Here is an 18,436-nt window from a genome sequence, read left to right on the forward strand (position 1 = left end):
CAAATCCTTGGATGAATTATTCGTAAAGAAATAATAATTACGACTTGTATCTTCCACTTTATCTAAGAATTTATGTGTATAAGGGAATAAATCATTTCCTAGATAGATGGTTCCATCCATATCCAAAATGAAAGTCTTGATTTCTTTCATCTTTTCTTGGATCTCTTTTAAATCGGTCAACATAGGCTAGGCAACAATTTCATCATAGAAACTATAGAATTTCAACAAACGCATAAAGGTTAGACGATGACGTACATATGGACTTAATTTCAATGTCAATGAGCGAAGACTTTCATCCAGGCCAATTTCAGGCAATGTTGTCAATCCATGCACATCTTTTAACCAACGAATTTCTTGTTCCGCACTTGGCAGATCTTCCAATATTTTTATGATATCAGCTTCATGGTCTTTCAATTGCTGACCAGTGATTCCTGCCATTACATTGTCTTCATTTTCTTTTAAGATTTCTGCTTGAAGAACAGGATTTTTGAAATGTTCCTTAATGAAATCAACTTCCACATCCATGTGATCTTTAACAGTGTAATTTCCTTCTTTTAATTTAACCAATGCTTTCTTATATACAGCTGATGTGATGCATAGACCAACACCAACCTTTTCTCCATGTAGATAATCAATTGGTTCATTGATAGCTGCTTCTTCCCATAAATGAGAGCAATGATGCTCACATCCAGAAGCAGGACGGGAATAGGTCATGATCTGCATGGCTAGGCCAGAAAGCAATAATCCGTACATTAAGTTTTCATAAGCACCTAAATCACCAGAGCCAATACCATCTAGATTATTGACTAAATCTTTCAAAATGTCGTATTCCCAGTTTACAATTGGCCAGCTGATATATTCTCCCGTTACGGCTGAAGCAATCCGCCAATCACACAAAGCCGTATATTTGCCTAATAAGTCCCCTACTCCGCTTGCCGTTAATCGTTTGGGTGCATTCGCAAAGATTTCACTATCGGCTAATACAAAAATAGGACTGACCGCTGTGAATGTCTTTTTCATCCCTTTCCAAGTCATGGCTGCCATGGTAGATACAAAGCCGTCTACAGAAGCTGCAGTTGGAATGGATAAGAAATTTATTTTTTTATGATAGGCATGATACCGAGTGATATCATGGATCGTACCGGATCCGCACGCAATCATGAAATCAACATCTGGATATTGTTTTAAGCCTTCTTCGGCCAATCCAACTCCATGTTCATCGGCATGCAAGTTTGTTGGATCCAAAATAATCGTATGAACACTCGGTAAAAGTTGTTCAACTTTTTTACCAGCGGCTTCATATGTGTTTTCATCACAAATCATGACAATGTTCTTATACTGTGGATATTTTTCACTTAATACCTGTGGCAATTGATCGATGGCTCCTTGTTCAATGATCAAGTCATCGACATAGATCTTTTGATCCTTTTCAGGATCACACAATCCTTTGATCTTATTTACATCAATCTGCATATTTACCCCTTTCTATTCACTCTACAAGTCTTTGTTTTGGTGTTTGTTTTATCGATTTTTTCTTTTTTTTCTTTTCTTCGTATACTGCTTTATCGAGTGCAATGTGATCTCGAATATATTCTCGAGTCTCATCCAAAGTAACATTTTTTATCCCCTCTTTTTTCAAAGGTATCATTTCACTTGGATAGCATAGGATCAATAAATCATCGGTTTCCTTTATCTCAACGATCGAATGCCATTTATAATCCATTCGGTGACCATCAATAGAATAATGAACTTTATCGGATAATGTGATGTCTATTTTATTATTGACTCTTCCATATTTTTTCTTATATCGATTGATTTGTCGTTTCGTCACCATATGTCGAGATGAAAATATCTCGCCAAAAGCCATCAGGGCTGCAATTCCAAGCCAAACGTAATTCATATGTGATCCAGGATTTGTCATAAAACCATATACACCCAGCAGGATTCCCATGATCATTACCCCAACAATTGGAATTTCATTTTGTCTATTGGCTGTATTGATATATTGTTTAATAATTTCTTCGCTATTTGTGTATTTACACGTAATCTTCTTGGTTGACATATGATTCCCCTTTTCATTAAAAAGTAAACATAAAGCCACAGAAGAATCTGTGGCTCTCAATGAATGGCTATTCTGATTCTTGACCTTGTTTGATATAAGTCGCAAGTTTTGCTGGAAGATCTTTTATATCTGTGTCATATAGGTCTTGCATTTTTTCGGTATTGGCGAACAATCCCATCAAATGTTGTAAGATTTCCATATGACTCGAATCTGTCAATGCTAGATTAAATACCATTTTCGCTGATATATCTTCTGTTTCATCATCCATGCGTCGAAAACAAACGGGCTTATCCAATTTCAACATACAAATAGCATTTTTTACTACTCCGGATGCTTCTGAATGTGGCATTGCTACGGGAACAACCGTTGGCAAGCCTGTAGGATATTCTTTTTCTCGATTGATACAATTTGACTCGAATTGATCAGTTACATATCCTTCTTCCTTTAATTTCTGGGCACAAAGGTGTATCGCTTCAAAATCTGTGTTTGCATGCCCTTCTATTGCAAAATATTTCATATCATCCATGTAATGCGCATCCTCCAAAATCATCTATTACATCATAAATAAACGGTGAATAATTTCTAGTAACACGTTCATCAAGTTATATCCGAAGAATGAATCGGTTACCATACCTTTAACTTTCAATCCTGTTGTTGATACCATCATTGTTGCTTCTGGTGCAAATACGTTTGTTGCCCAAGCAATGAAAGTGATCATGATGATACAAGAAATCAATGTACGAATGAAATTACCACGGTGTGCTAATGTTGGCATTACAACTGTGTAACATACAACAGACAAGATGCCAACAGGGAAGTAATTCATATTTGGAATGATAAATGCACATAAGATGGTATATGGAATCATGATAGCTGTAATAACGATACATGTTGGATCACCTAAACCTAAACATACATCCATACCAATCAACAATGTGTCATCTTCACCAACCCATTTCGACATAAATTCGTTGGCTGCACCGCCAATTGGTGTGATACCTTCCATCATTACGGCAACCATACGTGGAATCAATACCAATACAGAAGCAAAGCCAATGGCCATTTTGAATACACCCGTAACGTCTTGATGAGTCATCAAAGCCAAAATAACACCAACAACAATACCGATGAACGAAGATTCACCAAAAACACCTAATTTTTGTGATAATTCATCCACGTTTACATTTACTTTATTTAATCCAGGAATTTTACTATATAATTTATCCAATGCTTCAAAAATTGGATACATTAATACAAATGATGCCGTCGAGCAAGTTGTACCTTCCAATCCATAATAATCTTGCCAAGCTGGAGCAACATGTTCACCAAATTTAATAGCTACAACTGCCATGATCAAGGTAATCAAGACACCAATCCAAACATTATTAAACATCGCATAAGCCAATGCACCTGGAATCAACATATGGATAAAGTTCCAAATATCCACATTCATTACTTTTGTCCATTTCATTCGAATCATAATGATGTTGATAATGAAGATAACGGGTACAACAAATGGTGCAAATGGCACGGACCAAGATGCCGCCCCAACAGCTGCCCATCCCATATCGGTAACAGTATATCCATGTCCTAATTTCGAGTAAAAATCAACAGCTGGTTGAATGGTCGTAAACAATAAATTAATGACCAGACCTAATCCATTAAATCCAATACCTACTAATAAACCTGCTTTTAATGCTTCACCAAACTTCATTCTGAATACTAAACCTAGAATCAAAATCATGATTGGCAAGATGGCTGTAGCGCCCATTCCTAATAATGTTTGGACGGCGTTCATTAAAATATCCATATTCTAAATCTCTCCTTAATTCTTTTCTTATTCTTGTTTTGCAAGTACTTCTTTACATGTTTGCACAATTTCTTTGGCTACTTTGTCTTTTCCAATTCCCGAAATCAAACCAAAAACTTTAATCAATGGTTTGTCAATATGTCCTCGGAAATTCGATGTGGTCATCACAATATCCATATTCTTAGCGGAAGATTGAATCGTTTGAACGGTTCCTTTATGTACATTTACTGGAATACCGTTTTCTTTACAAATCTTTTTCACAGCTTCTGCTGCAACAGAACTTGAAGCGATTCCACTTCCACACGCTACTAAAATTTCAACTGGTCTTTCTGCCATATTTCATTCCTCCTATACTATTCATTTGGTAATAGATCTTTATTCTTTTCTTCATTTGGAATCAATACAACCTTGATTGCTTCACCTGTTTTAGTTAATTGAATTCCTTCATTGATTTTGCTCAATGGTAAAATATGTGTGATAAATTTCTTAGCTTCAAATGCATCGGATAAAGCCAAATGGAATGATTGTTCCACTTGAATACTGTTTGCTCCAAAATGGCCATAGATCCATAAACCATTGTAGTGTGCGTAATTCGTGTCAATTTCAGCCAATTTACCTTTAGCGACACCTCCAAACCAAACAGTGATACCACCTTTACGTGTCATGTATAATGCCTGATTCTGCGTCACGGTAACTGGTGTTGCTGAAATGACCTTATCCGCGCCTTTTCCGTGAGTCCACTTTTTAATAGCTTCGACTGGATCTTCCTTCGAAGAATTGACATACAAATCCGCACCAAATCGTTTCGCTAATTCTAGTCTTTCTTCATTCAATTCCACCATCGCAATTTTTGTAGCACCTCTTAATCGTGCTAATTGAATATGGAAACATCCAATAGGACCGGCCCCAATCACAACGACAGTATCGCCATATCGAACATCAATATTATCCTGACATGCATAGACCGATGATAGCGGTTCGGCTAACGTAGCGGCTATGACATCTTGATCCGGTGCTAATTTAAATACGGAATCTCGCGATAATTGGGTACCGGTAACGACATAGTAATCCGCAAATCCACCTACACGTTCTGTGTATTTTCCTTGGTTTTCACACATTTCCGAATGTCCAGAACGACAGGCCTCACAATGTCCACAATGATCAGCTGGATAAACATAAATATTTTCACCTAATTCATATCCTTTGACTTGAGGACCTTTTTCAACAATTTCACCAACGATTTCATGTCCATATACGTGCGGATATTTACCTTGACGAGAATCGGTTGTCATATTACGAATATCAGATCCACACAAACCAACGGCCCGTACATTAATAATCAAACCATCCTCAGGACAAACTGGTGTTTCTATCTCTTCCACACGAATATCATTAGGACCATACATTACTGCTGCTTTCATCTTACATACCTCCTTTCCTATCGCTTTGCTTTCTTTATGGCTTCCAGATCTTCATCGGAAAGATTGGAAACGCCCATTGTCTTAGCCAAATTATAAATTTTTAATACTTCTTCTGTTGCTTCAACAACAGCACATGCATGCTCTAATGTTTTTGCCACACATACCAAACCATGATTCGCTAGCAATACAATGTCATGTCCTTGAATCGCTTCGGATAGACCATTTGTGATATCCAAGCTACCCGGTAATCCATAAGGAATGCATGGAATTCCATCATGTAAGATGGCGAATGTGGTTGAGCAACGAATGTCAATGCTCTTGTTGCAATACGCATAGGCTGTCATGTAAGGTGCATGCACATGTACAACGGCATTGCAATCTGGCCTTGCAGCTAATGCCACTTTATGCAACAAATATTCACTCGAACGTCTTTTCTTTCCATCTACTTGATCATCGCCTTTCATAACGGCGATATCTTCAGGCTTCAAAAACTCTTTTCTGGTAGATGTTGGAGTAACATATAATAAATCGTTTTCACGATCATAAATGGAAATATTGCCTTCCAGAGAATTTACAAGCCCTTTCTGATCAAGAATTTTAGAATAAAGTACAACTTGTTCCTTTATTTCTTCTGAATTCATTCATTGATTCCTCCTTTTTTTATTTATCGTTTTTGAATACGCTTTCAATTTAAACGATATTCAACATTATGAAAAGAAGTAGAAATTTCTCAACGAGAAATTTTTTGTACTTTTTATTTCAAATAAAGGAAGTGGGATTGATATCGTTTAATAAAATAAACAAAAAGAATAAAAAAAGTGCATGCTAACTACATACACGGACGTTTTATTATGTAAAAATATATATATATATATTAGAAATCCAATGATTTGTCATTATACATCATTTCCAACATACGAATGTACAATTTTTTTCTTATTTGGGAAAATAAATCATCTTTTTAAAATTAAATCCATTGTTAATATAAAAACTAGATAAAAAGGCAGGTATGAAATATGAAGAGGCGAACTATCGATTTAATTAATGATTTATCAAAGCCAACCAATTATTCCTTACAAGATTTAGCCACTTCCTATCATGTGACTGTACGAACCATTCGGAATGAGATCAAAACCATCAATGAATTCCTTTCTAATTATGGTTTCAACAATATAACCATCGAAAAAAATGGATGGATTCAAGTCAACCGTGATTTTTCTTCATGCCGAAAATTTCTTCAAATTGATGACCTATATGAATATAAATTAAGTCCAAAAGAACGTATCATTGCTGTTTCCTGTATTCTGCTCATGAAGCAAGATTATACAACTTTATCGGAACTTGCTAATCAATTGTATGTTTCAAGAACCACGATCATCAATGACTTACCCGCTATCAAAAAATATTTAAGTCAAGTGCAAATTCAACTTTATCCTCATCAAAATAAAGGGCTATGCATCGATAATGATGAGATTACTTGTCGAGAAGCACTCATGCGTATCTTGGTATTGGACAATGATCCGAACGATCTCTTTATCACTTATTTATTAGAACATGTTATTTTTTTAAACGATGTCGATCGTAATATGATTCATAACATCATTACCGAAATTGAAAGCGAATATCATATTCAATTTACTAAAGACTCATCCAAACTACTTAGTTTTTATCTAGAACTCATGATGGAACGGAATCAACGTGGATTCTATATCAATAAACACATCCCTTCATTTGGCGATGAATATCATTTTGCGCAGGATATCCTACGTTATATTTGCCAATATAGTGTTATTGAACCCAATGAAAAAGAAATTAACGCATTGGGTTATATTATAAAAAATATGTTGCATTATACATTGTTGGTATCCAATGATCGAGAAACCATTGCGATTCAAGTGTTAACTCGAAAATTGATTGAATATGTATCCAATGATTTACGAATTGATTTGACTCGAGACTATCAACTGTATGAAAATCTGTCCAATCATTTGAATTCTATCTATCATGAATCCATAACGGAAACAGCCGAAAATCCGGTTCTCCAGGATATTCGTTCCACCCAAAAAACGGTCATCAAAGCGGTCAACAACAACATTGGTATCGTACGAGAATTCTTTCAACGACCACTAAGTGAAATTGATATTATGTATATCGTGATTCATTTTTGTGCAGCAATCGAACGATATAAAACTACCAAAATCAACTACAATGTAATCTTGGTTTGTAATGCTGGTATTGGTACTTCCCAATTGATCCAAGCAAAACTTGTTAACTATTTTCATGTAAATGTTGTCGGTATCATTTCGAGTTATGAAATAGATAGCTTACACGAAAATAGTGCCGATTTGTTGATTTCGGTCATCCCCGTTTATGATGCCCCCATTGAATTCATCAATATCACACCACATTTGACCGAAGATGATTATATTTTGATTGGTAATAAGATCACCGAATTGCGTTTACATAATCATATGCCTGTCAATTCACATACTTCTGAAGTTTCAGAAATTGGCATCATGGATACAATTCGTCCAATCTTGATCAATGATGTGCCAGAAAAGGCCGATGCCCTTTATGAAAATGTGAAAAAAGCCATACATCGATATTTTAATCGGATTCAACCTGCAAATGAAATCGATAATACATCACCCTTTCTCCATCACTTATTAACACCTGAATTTATTGTTTTCGATGTGGAATGCAAAGACTGGAAAGAAGCCATAAGAAAATCTGCACAACCTCTTTTAAAATTTGGATATATCGAAAATCGATATGTTGCCAGTATGATCCACGGAGTTGAAGAATATGGACCTTATATTGAAATTGCACCAGGCTTGGCAATTCCTCATGCAGGATTAAATGATGGAAGTTACAAAACAGGAATGAGCATGCTCCGTTTATCTACACCTATTCCTTTTGGTGTGGAAGAACTCGATCCTGTACAATATGTCGTAACATTATCGTCCATTAACCAAAAAAATCATTTGCGTGCTCTTTTTCATTTATTGAGTTTATGGCAAAATGAAAACTTCTTAAAAGAATTGAATGCGACCGATTCTACAACAGAAGCCAATAAGATTATCGAAAAATTTGAATATACATTGAGCGATTACTAAAATATCCTCTATACTATGAATAGAATATCGAGGTAAAAAATGAATAGGATACAATTTGTGATCACGGATCTAGATAACACACTACTCAATAATGAAAAGAAAGTATCGTTGTTGAATCATCAAGCCATTGAAGATTTGAAACAAAGTGGCATTTACTTTGGATTGGCTTCTGGCCGTGATTATCAATCGGTTTTTACATTATCGAAAGATTGGGGCATCGATGCTTTTCTTGATATCATCATTGGTGGAAATGGGCTTCAAATTTTTCAACCTCAAAAGAATCAACTCATTTGTCAAAATAAAATTTCCAATACAATCGCTTTAAAGATCTATAAGACCTTCAAAGATTCGGGCGGATATTATTTTGCACGAAATGGAGCCAACCGTTTTCAAGAATCAACAGACACTGATTTACATGCCGATGCTATAAAATATCAAGAACCAGAAAATATTGTTGATCTACAAAGTTATCTATCCACTCATGATGTCGATAAAGTATCTATTTTCTGTCAACCCAATCAAATGAATCACATGAAAGAAATTGCCAAATCATTGCATGGATTGCCAATTTCTATGATGCAATCATCGAGTCATTTATTAGAATTCATGGACAAAGACACAAATAAAGGATCCGCTCTTCACATTGCCTGTAACCAATTGGGCATTTCCATAGAAAATACCATGGCATTTGGTGATACGACCAATGATTATTCCTTGATCAAAGCAGCCGGCATTGGTGTATGTATGAAAAATGGAACCAAGGATGTCAAACTAGTAGCTGATCATATTACCCAATATACAAATAATGAGGATGGATTTTATCATTTCATTCAAAAACATATACTAAGCAGATAAAAAGTGAAGGCGGCCAAACCTTCACTTCTATTTCTAATCGTCGAATCCTCCATAAAGCACGGATGAGTATACATGTAGGTCGTAAATCCAGCTGGATATTCATACAAAATGCTTTCCATCCTACATCCCATCATTTCTAGCCAAACACATTATTATCCTTTATTTAAACTTCCAAGAGATAATTTGCCACTTCCTCATCGGTGATCAATACATTGATCCATTTTCCCTTTAATACCGATAAGATGGCTTCTTTCTTTTCTAGCCCACCGGCAGCACCAACACGAACCGGAATTTTACGAAAAGCTTCCAGATCCAATGCCATCAATTGATCATGATAGGCCATTTGGACAAGGTCTCCATTTTCATCAATGATTTGTCCAACCAATTCACCAACGCCTTTTTTGGTCGATAATTCATGACGCATTTCTTGATCCAACATTGGATCTCCCATAGCATTGGAATCGGGCTCTACCGTACCAATACCAGTAATCCCTAAATCGGCATTTTCGGCCATATCTAATATTTCACGTATACTTTTTTCCCGAATCAGTGTCTGTTTCACTTCAGATGCACTCACCATCAATGGCGCCAACAATTGATAACCATCACAATTTAAGATATTTGCCAAACGTTCAATCAAATAGTTCGAATAGGAAAAGCGATATTCAAAATCATCCGATGGATTATAATTGGTCGATCCCATGAGTGGTAATAAATTTACATTCTGATATTTCTGAAACTTTAATCGCATGTCTTTTTCCAAAAAAGCCACCGATTGTTGAAGCGTTTTCCCACGACTTAAGGCAATGGACATATCGTTATGAAGTGTGCGAAGCAAAAAATCTGAAACATAATAAGCAATTTCTTCACCAATATTGGAAGAACTTTTTTCGTCTTTGTATACAATGATGGCTTCCTGGAGTTGAAACTTTTTTTCTAAAGCTTCTTCTTTACTGATCAAAAGACCTTGTGGTCGATTGATCACCACTTGTACGTATCCTTCTTTTTTTGCTTTTTCCAAAGCACGGAAAACCGTCGTACGGGAAACATTCAGTTTCTTGCCAATTTGTAGCTGAGACATGCCCTTTCGGTAATACATCTCAACAACTTTGTAAATAAATCGATCATCGCGCATATTCTTCTCCTCTATTCTTTGTGTTTAATAGGATATCATCCATTAAATTGTCACAAAGCAAAGAATGGCATGAATTATTCATTGATCATCAAATACAATGCTAATGCGATAATTTCCATCCACTGCGGCTTGATATGCTTTTTGCATATCTTGCAAAGGATATCGAGCTTCAATTAATTCCGATACATCAATCATGCCCATGCTTAAGGCTTTGGACGCATCTTCAAAATCATCATTGGTACCTCCATAAGTGCCGACAATTTCCATTTCTTTATAGTGAATATCATTGGCTGGTATATTTAATTCAGGTCCGGGATGCCCAGCTGCAAAGACCAAGAATCGTCCATGCCTTTCCTTTAGCATTTCTGCCCCTTGCTCATAGGCTTTGGTATTCGCAACTGCAGCAATCACTGCATCGGCACCTTCTCCATTGGTGATTTCTTTGATTCGTTGTACCGGATCTTCGGCTTTGGAATCAATCACTATAAAGCCCATTTTTCGAGCTGTTGCAATTTTTTCATCCAACAATTCCGAAACGATCACACGCGCACCATAAGAACGAGCGGCCAATGCATTCAATAACCCCATTGGACCAGCACCAATAACAACCACCGTTTCAAAGGGTCTCACATGTAATTTTTTCATACCGTTCAATACTGTAGCCAATGGCTCTGTAAAAGCAGCTTCTGATGGATCCAAGCTTGAATTCAACTTATATAAACTATCTACCGATTTTACGGTATAATCCGCAAACCCAAACTCACCAAACTTATAGCCATCTTCGCTTTCGGATCGGAAACTGGCGCAACCGGAAACATTGCCATGGCGACATTCTAAACAATGACCGCAACCTTGATAACCCAGAGCCACTAAGTCACCAATCTGAAAATCATTTACTTTAGCACCCCGAGCGATGATCACTCCACAGCCTTCATGCCCACCAGCCATTGGATAGCCTTGCTGTTCTCTAAGTCCCATAAATTGTTGATAATCGACCGTACAAATGTTACAAGCCTTCATTTTGATCAATACATCATAGTCTTTCAAGGCAGGAATCGGTCGTTTTCGAATTTCACATTGACCTTTTTTTACTAGACAAGAAAAGGTCATAGTTTCTGGTAATTGACTCACTTTTCGTCTCCTGTTATTTATGATCACTAATATGTGCATTTGTTCTTTATTTACTTTTATTATAGAAAATCAACAAGAATTGTCAATTCAAAATTAACTTTATTTCATATATATGGAATTTTGACTACTATGTGCGAAAAAAAGAGACTGATTTCTCAGTCTCACAAAGCTCTTCGATAGATTTCAATCACGTCGTCAGTACTCAGATCCACAAAGCTACCTTCACATGCTGCTTTTTCTGCCATCGCTTGGAAATTCTTCTCATCAGTGATGCCTACTTCACGTAAGGTTCTTGGGCATCCTAATTCGTCAAATAAGAAATGTTTTGTTTTTTCAATGGCTTCTTTGGCAATAGTTCGTTTATCTTTCTTTGCGTCAATGTTCCAAACATTGATTCCATACGTGGCAAAGGCATCCACTTTCTGATCAAGGATGTATTCCATCCAAACCGGCGTCAAGATGGCAAGTCCCTCACCGTGAGTCACATCATAGACAGCACTCAATTGATGTTCCATACCATGAACACACCACTTCACTTCTGCACCTTTTTTCAAGAGACCGTTAATGGCATTGCTGGAACACCACATCAAATTGGCACGGGCATCATAATTGGTTGGATCTTGGATGGCAATTGGGCCATAATGAATCAGTGTTTTCAGTAGGCCTTCCGCAAAGCGTTTTTGCAGATACGCCCCTTCCACATTGGTAAAATAGTTTTCAAACGTATGCGACATGATATCGGCTGTACCGGCTGCTGTTTGTCGTTTTGGCAATGTGTAGGTATAGGTTGGATCCAAGATCGACATCGTTGGAAAGATATGATCCGAATGTAAACCTTTTTTGATTTGTAGATCCATATCGGAAATAACACCGACATTATCCATTTCGGATCCCGTAGCGGCCATGGTCAAAACTACATAAATAGGCAAAGCCCCATGAACTTTTTCATTATCCATGACAAGATCCCAGGCATCGCCCTCGTAGACAGCTCCTGCTGCAATAACTTTGGCACAATCAATGGATGAACCACCGCCAATCGCCAATACCGCTTCGATTTGATTGTCCCGACAAATTTGTATCCCTTTGCGAACGGTTTCAATGCGTGGATTGGGTTCTACACCAGATAATTCAAAGACTTCATGATCGGATAATTCTTTTAAGGCTGCATCATAAATGCCATTACGTTTGATGGATCCACCACCATACACCAACAAGATCTTTTTTTGCGTAATTTCACTTAAATGTGAAATCATTCCTTTCCCAAAATGGATACGCGTAGGAATGTAATAAGTAAAATTATTCATAGGTTTTACATCTCCTGTTTTCTTTGTATCCATTATACCATGAGATTTTCGACATGCAGACACGACAATTTCATAGGCATGTTTAGCTTGTTTGCCACCCAATACCACACAAAACAAATCTCCCAGGGCATTCGTAAAAGAAATTGTAAAGTAGTATTTGGATGGATTGGGACAAGATCGCAAACGTACAGCTAATGTACTCAATAAAGACAAGCGTTCTTTCGGCAATCGATGAACAATTTGAACTTCATTTTCATAACGCAACGTGCGAATGTTTTTATAATCAATTTGTGAAGTTCTTTGAAAGGTTGATAGTAGTAAGCGATCATTCCGAATATCCAATTCGGCCCAGCCTTCTTCTGGCATTTGTGGATGACCACCCAAATAATTGACCTTTACATTTTCAATGGTCTGACTTGTTTCTTTTTGATCCGCCAAATATTGGAATAAAGCATCCGCTTCTTGCTCCTGTCCTTTGGGAATTTTGATCTTAAATTGATTTTTGCGCGTTTGCAGATACATCACATTTTTCTCGCGCCGTATATCCATGATATCGCTTTTCTTAAAGTCTTCACTCAGAAACATTTGTTTGATGGATATTCGATCATGATACACCTGAATCGAAGTTGATTTGAAACGAAATGTTTTATCCATATTGCATCCACTTTCTAATTATAAATAGTTGATATCTACTTTTGCATCCGACATGAACAAGACATCCACATCTTCTTTGTCGGATCCATGGTACATCTTTGTTCCTGCTTTGAACCAAACAAAATCGCCAGGACCAAAATCACCTACATTGGTAACTAATTTTCCTTTTAATACATAGAAACCGTGATTACATGTATGCGTATGCCAAGGAATCATACAACCGGCAGGATAAATGATTCGTTTGATCGTGGCACCCGTTTCTTCATCTTCCACAAAGAATTTTTGATACAATGTCTTTTTTGTTTTGGAGTTCGCATGTGGATACTCTTTCATATCATAACTATCTTTGGGTAAGATAATGGCACTGTTTGAATCGTCCGAATCATGACTATATGGCTCATCATAATAGACCATATCCAATGGTTTATTGGTCATGTATAAAACATCAACTTCCTCATCGGTTGCGCCATGATACATCTTGTACCCTTCTTTAAACCAAACAAAATCACCAGGACCAAAATCACCTACATTGGTATGCATCGTTCCTTTTAATACAAAGTCACCATGTGCACAATGATGTTCATGATTGGTGATCATGTTACCTTCGGGATAGATCATTCGTTTTACCAACATGCGATCGGGAACTTGAATAAATTCACGTTGATACATTAATTTTTTATTATGTGAATTGATATGATCATAATCCTTCATATCATATTCATTATTTCGAATGATTAATGCATCTTCCATATTATTCTTCATCCATATTCACAAAACAACGCATGGCTGTTTCTACATCTTTTTCCATGGCAATGCGTCCTACTTTGGCTGCATCACTGAACATCTTATATGGGCCTTGTTGCGATACGGCATCACCGCCTGCTTTATCCATATATGTATAGTAGTTGATCTTACGAACTCCATTGGCAATGACTTTTTTATAGTCTTCATGGGATACCCCACTGCCACCATGCATGACGATTGGGACTCCAGTTTGTTCACTGAGTTCTTTGACCAATTCAAAGTCTAGATTTGGTTCGGAAAAATATTCACCATGTACCGTTCCAAAAGAGGCCGCCAAACAATCTACACCGGTTTTTTCTACAAAGTCTTTGGCTTCGCCTGGATCCGTATACATGCTACGATCCGATTTACGATTTTCCGTGATTCCTTCATTATTTAAGGTGATTCCTGCCATCTTGCCAATTTCTGCTTCGATCGTCACTCCATATTTCTTGGCAAGCGCTACTGCTTTTTGGGTCATCTTGACATTTTCTTCATAAGGCAAAGAAGAACCATCAAACATCATGGAGGTAAAACCTAATTTCAAGGCTTTTTCAATATAATCTAGATCAACACCATGATCTAGATGGACAACAACAGGTACTTTGGCCCGCTTAGCCATCAATACCATGACAGGGCCCATCTCTTCTAGATAGGCTACATCATTTTCTTCATGTGTCTGAGCAAACGCTAAGATGGTTGGCATATTTAAGGTTTCTGCCGCTTCTAGAATGGCTTGGATATTCTCAAAATTGACAACATTGAAAGCTCCAATGGCAATCTTTTTTTTATTCGCTATTTGAAATACTTCATTTAAATCCGCTAACATAGACCCTCCTATTTTGAAAATTCGATTAATACTTTATATGATTCTGGACTTGCGGCAAAATCTAAGGCTTCTACAATATCTTCTGGCGCATACGTTTTAGAAATAACTGGTTTCAAATCTAGGATTCCTTTACTGATGCAATCAATCGCACGACGGAAGGATTCTTTTGTACCATTCTGAGTACCTGTCACATAAATTTCTGCTTTATGTAGACGACCGGCATCGACTTCAATCGGTTTATTTGGATGAATCGAACTGAACATATTACAGTAACCACTCTTTGCGGTCATTTCAATGGCTTGCGCAGCAACAGCTGGTATGGCTGTGGTATTAAAGACAACATTGGCGCCTCGTCCATTGGTTAGATCCTTAATTTGTTGAACCGCATCCGATTCCATTGGATTGATGGTTACATCGGCTCCCAATTGACGAGCAACGGCTGCACGTTCTGGATTTACTTCACTTACAATGACTCGAGCACCTTGTTTTTTAGCGCAAATCACGTGAAGCAATCCCATGACACCGCCACCTAAAACAACGACATCATCGCCCATTTTGATGGGTGTACGCTGGATACTATTGATGACACAAGCTAATGGTTCGGTTAAAGAAGCTACATCCGAAGGCGTTTCTTTTGGATATACATACAAATCACGAGCATCCGCTACCGCATATTCCGCAAATCCATAAAAACCAGAATATCCATTGGGATTGTTGTAGTTCAGTCCATTCATGAATTCGCTACAAATATTTTCATGTCCGTGTTTACAATCGTCACAAATACCACAATCATCAATAATATAATTAATGACATGATCACCCACATGGATTAGGTTTTCGTTTACATTCGGTCCGATTTTTTCAACAACCGCACAATATTCATGTCCGCCGATATGAGGGTAAGAAAATTTATTTTCTCCTTGATAATCACGGACATCATTGACACAAATCGCAGCAGTCAATACGCGTAACAAAACTTGTCCATATTTTAATTCAGGAACTGGTATATCTTTTACTTCATACGTTTTTGGAGCTACAAGTACACATGCTTTCATTTTTTCTTTTGTCCTTTCTATACAAATAAATATAGGAGCATCCGAAGATACTCCAATAAAATAGTAATGATCCTTTAAGTTGAGATATTTTCTAAAGAGAGAGAAGAGTTTTTGGCCGAGGTAATCATTACTATTTTTGGTTAATTTTTATTCATTTACAAATGCAACGACTTTATTAGCTAGATCTTCAAGGACGCCCAAGTCACCCATCATCGATAACATGGTGTAACGAGCTCGATTCTCTTTTCCATATACCAATGCGTTATACAACATTTCATCACTGAATCCAACTTGAGATGGGAAATATGGTGCGTCTAAGATCTTCAAGATTTCGATCATACGATCTGAAGTAGGCATATAATCATCCATCAACTTAACGATTTCATCCCAGTTCTCTTCAATCTTATCAATACGTTTTAAACGTCCTTCTGGCTCATTTTTCTTAGCTTCATGTTCCAATTCAATGATGGCATCGCTTGCTGTGCCATAAACTTCTTTCATCTTGGCTTCCCATGCCGCTTGATCATATTGTTTGGCTTTCGCACGAGCTGCATCAAAATCAGGACGAGATTCACGTAAGAATTCGGTCATCTTCAAAATGACAACTTCAGCTAAACCAACTTCAATTCCATGCAACACTGGAATTTGACCATTTTGAATTTCAATAGCTTCCCAATAATGATTTAAGTGATGCTCACAACCTGCTGCTGGACGAGAATTTCCAACAAAACTCATAGCTACACCGGTCAATACAAGACCTTCCATGATATCACCAATCACTTTTGGATCACGGCTGGCTGCTTTGTCCGCATTCTTCAATACATTATCAATGCAATCTTTAACTAAATTCACAACGGTATCGCAATAATACTCATCATTGATGATTTTTGAAATACGCCAATCATTCAAACAAGTAAATTTTCCAAGCAAATCACCCAGACCAGCTGAAATCATACGTGCTGGTGCACCACATAAAATATCGGTATCACCAATGATAAACAATGGTGTTTGTGCAGGAATGGTTTGTTTGATATTATCGACCATCAAGGCAGCGCCACTGGATGCAAAGCCATCCATTGGTGCAGCGGTTGCTACAATCGCATAAGGCACTTTCATTTGATAACTAAAGAAACGACACATATCATTGATTGATCCTGTACCGACTGCTACAACTAGATCTAGATCTCTCGGTGCATCAATCATTAATTTTCCCAAAGATTCTTCATTAGGGATAAAACGTCCACCTGTGAACACATGCGCTTTTGCATCAATATTTGCATCATGAAGGATATTCATGACTTTTTCACCAGCGATTCCGTAAGTGATTTCATCACAAGCAACGTATACCTTTTTAAAACCATATTTTTCAACATAATCAACTAAAGAGTTTAATACGCCGGCTCCAACCGTACATCCTTCCAATCCTGTAGAATGGGTACGTCCACAACTACAAGCAAATGGCTTTCCTAAGTAATCAGCCAATTTAGGTGCATTTGACATAATCATTACCACCTTTCATTTTTTTAAGATTATTACCTTTGACCTATTCGAATCATAACAATCTTTAGATTATGAAAGGTGCTTTCCTTTGCGCATAAGATTACGCAATCTGCTATGATTTATTGATTTGCATATTGCATAATTATTATGAAAAAAGGTACTTCTTACGAAGTACCTATTTCTCCATTTCGGCTAATTTTTCAATCCTTCTTACATGTCGTTCGCCATTGCTGAATGGCGTAGACAAAAAGGTATGCACGATATCTTTTGCCACTTCAATACCTATGATTCGTTGTCCCATGGATAACACATTGGCATCGTTATGTTCACGCGTTAAACGGGCCATGGTCGTATTTGTACAAAGACCACAACGAATACCCTTTACTTTATTGGCAGCAATGGAAATGCCAATACCTGTACCACAAATCACGATTCCCTTTTCAACTTCATGATTGGCGACCTTTTCAGCTACAGCTTTCCCAAAGTCTACATAATCGCAGCTTTCATAACTATCTGTGCCACAATCAATGACTTCATGTCCTTCATTGCGCAACATTTCCATGATGGTATTCTTATAGTCTACAGCACCATGGTCATTTCCAATGGCAATTTTCATTTGATGCCCTCCACAAATTCTTTGATATGTTTGGCATTCAAGCCATAATGATCCAACAATTCAGCTGGGGTACCGCTTTGTCCAAACGTATCCTGTACACCCATCATATATTGTGGACAACGATCGGTTTCTGAGGCCAATACTTCCGCTACCGCTCCGCCTAAG

General features: G+C 37.2%; 17 protein-coding genes and 1 pseudogene. 2 read left to right on the forward strand and 16 right to left on the reverse strand.

The genetic code is table 11. From position 1 onward, the window contains the following. From SOS22_RS05725 to SOS22_RS05760, 8 genes and pseudogenes are all read right to left on the reverse strand, one after another. Positions 1-183, reverse strand: a pseudogene (locus SOS22_RS05725) (HAD family hydrolase); the annotation flags it as partial. 3 nt (positions 184-186) lie between these two features. After that, on the reverse strand, positions 187-1,473 hold the full coding sequence (locus tag SOS22_RS05730) for a sn-glycerol-1-phosphate dehydrogenase (protein ID WP_320596604.1): 1,287 nt from the start codon (positions 1,471-1,473) through the stop codon (positions 187-189). A gap of 16 nt (positions 1,474-1,489) precedes the next feature. Beyond that, the gene (locus tag SOS22_RS05735) at positions 1,490-2,062 is read right to left on the reverse strand and encodes a hypothetical protein (protein ID WP_320596605.1); all 573 of its coding nucleotides are present in this window, start codon (positions 2,060-2,062) and stop codon (positions 1,490-1,492) included. Positions 2,063-2,129: 67 nt separating this feature from the next. Continuing rightward, complete coding sequence (locus SOS22_RS05740; protein ID WP_317313004.1) at positions 2,130-2,588, reverse strand: PTS sugar transporter subunit IIA; 459 nt, start codon at positions 2,586-2,588, stop codon at positions 2,130-2,132. Positions 2,589-2,615: 27 nt separating this feature from the next. Then, positions 2,616-3,872, reverse strand: a complete 1,257-nt coding sequence (locus SOS22_RS05745) for a PTS transporter subunit IIC (protein ID WP_320326575.1) — start codon at positions 3,870-3,872, stop codon at positions 2,616-2,618. Positions 3,873-3,899: 27 nt separating this feature from the next. Beyond that, the gene (locus SOS22_RS05750) at positions 3,900-4,208 is read right to left on the reverse strand and encodes a PTS sugar transporter subunit IIB (RefSeq protein ID WP_320326576.1); all 309 of its coding nucleotides are present in this window, start codon (positions 4,206-4,208) and stop codon (positions 3,900-3,902) included. A 17-nt stretch (positions 4,209-4,225) separates the two neighbouring features. Continuing rightward, positions 4,226-5,293 carry a zinc-binding dehydrogenase gene (locus SOS22_RS05755; protein WP_320326577.1) on the reverse strand — a complete coding sequence of 356 codons (1,068 nt, stop codon included), beginning with the start codon at positions 5,291-5,293 and terminating at the stop codon, positions 4,226-4,228. A 17-nt stretch (positions 5,294-5,310) separates the two neighbouring features. After that, positions 5,311-5,934, reverse strand: a complete 624-nt coding sequence (locus tag SOS22_RS05760; protein ID WP_320326578.1) for a class II aldolase/adducin family protein — start codon at positions 5,932-5,934, stop codon at positions 5,311-5,313. A 375-nt stretch (positions 5,935-6,309) separates the two neighbouring features. On the opposite strand from SOS22_RS05760, the gene SOS22_RS05765 reads away from it, so the two are divergent. Together SOS22_RS05765 and SOS22_RS05770 are read left to right on the forward strand one after the other, a co-directional pair. Next, positions 6,310-8,409 carry a BglG family transcription antiterminator gene (locus SOS22_RS05765; RefSeq protein WP_320596606.1) on the forward strand — a complete coding sequence of 700 codons (2,100 nt, stop codon included), beginning with the start codon at positions 6,310-6,312 and terminating at the stop codon, positions 8,407-8,409. A 39-nt stretch (positions 8,410-8,448) separates the two neighbouring features. Next, positions 8,449-9,264: an HAD family hydrolase gene (locus tag SOS22_RS05770; RefSeq protein WP_320326580.1), complete on the forward strand. Its 816-nt coding sequence runs from the start codon at positions 8,449-8,451 to the stop codon at positions 9,262-9,264. 163 nt (positions 9,265-9,427) lie between these two features. Here the strand turns inward: SOS22_RS05770 and SOS22_RS05775 are convergent, their stop codons facing one another. The 8 genes from SOS22_RS05775 to rpiB form a co-directional block, all read right to left on the reverse strand. Next, the gene (locus SOS22_RS05775; protein WP_320596607.1) at positions 9,428-10,399 is read right to left on the reverse strand and encodes a sugar-binding transcriptional regulator; all 972 of its coding nucleotides are present in this window, start codon (positions 10,397-10,399) and stop codon (positions 9,428-9,430) included. 78 nt (positions 10,400-10,477) lie between these two features. Continuing rightward, positions 10,478-11,530 carry a zinc-dependent alcohol dehydrogenase gene (locus SOS22_RS05780; RefSeq protein ID WP_320596608.1) on the reverse strand — a complete coding sequence of 351 codons (1,053 nt, stop codon included), beginning with the start codon at positions 11,528-11,530 and terminating at the stop codon, positions 10,478-10,480. A gap of 161 nt (positions 11,531-11,691) precedes the next feature. After that, on the reverse strand, positions 11,692-13,488 hold the full coding sequence (locus SOS22_RS05785; RefSeq protein ID WP_320326583.1) for an iron-containing alcohol dehydrogenase: 1,797 nt from the start codon (positions 13,486-13,488) through the stop codon (positions 11,692-11,694). A gap of 18 nt (positions 13,489-13,506) precedes the next feature. Then, entirely contained in the window at positions 13,507-14,238 is a 732-nt protein-coding gene (locus SOS22_RS05790) for a cupin domain-containing protein (RefSeq protein ID WP_320596609.1), read from the reverse strand. A 1-nt stretch (position 14,239) separates the two neighbouring features. Next, positions 14,240-15,100 (reverse strand): class II fructose-bisphosphate aldolase, encoded by an 861-nt coding sequence (locus SOS22_RS05795; protein WP_320596610.1) that lies wholly within the window; start codon positions 15,098-15,100, stop codon positions 14,240-14,242. A gap of 8 nt (positions 15,101-15,108) precedes the next feature. Beyond that, positions 15,109-16,155, reverse strand: a complete 1,047-nt coding sequence (locus SOS22_RS05800; RefSeq protein ID WP_320596611.1) for a zinc-dependent alcohol dehydrogenase — start codon at positions 16,153-16,155, stop codon at positions 15,109-15,111. A gap of 147 nt (positions 16,156-16,302) precedes the next feature. Continuing rightward, positions 16,303-17,655 (reverse strand): sn-glycerol-1-phosphate dehydrogenase, encoded by a 1,353-nt coding sequence (locus SOS22_RS05805; protein WP_320596612.1) that lies wholly within the window; start codon positions 17,653-17,655, stop codon positions 16,303-16,305. Between the two features lie 175 nt (positions 17,656-17,830). After that, entirely contained in the window at positions 17,831-18,271 is a 441-nt protein-coding gene (rpiB, locus tag SOS22_RS05810; RefSeq protein ID WP_320326660.1) for a ribose 5-phosphate isomerase B, read from the reverse strand. Positions 18,272-18,436 lie beyond the last annotated feature (165 nt).

The sequence above is a fragment of the Absicoccus sp. genome (assembly GCF_034090965.1).
In the GTDB taxonomy this organism is placed as follows: Bacteria; Bacillota_I; Bacilli_A; order Erysipelotrichales; family Erysipelotrichaceae; genus Absicoccus; species Absicoccus intestinalis.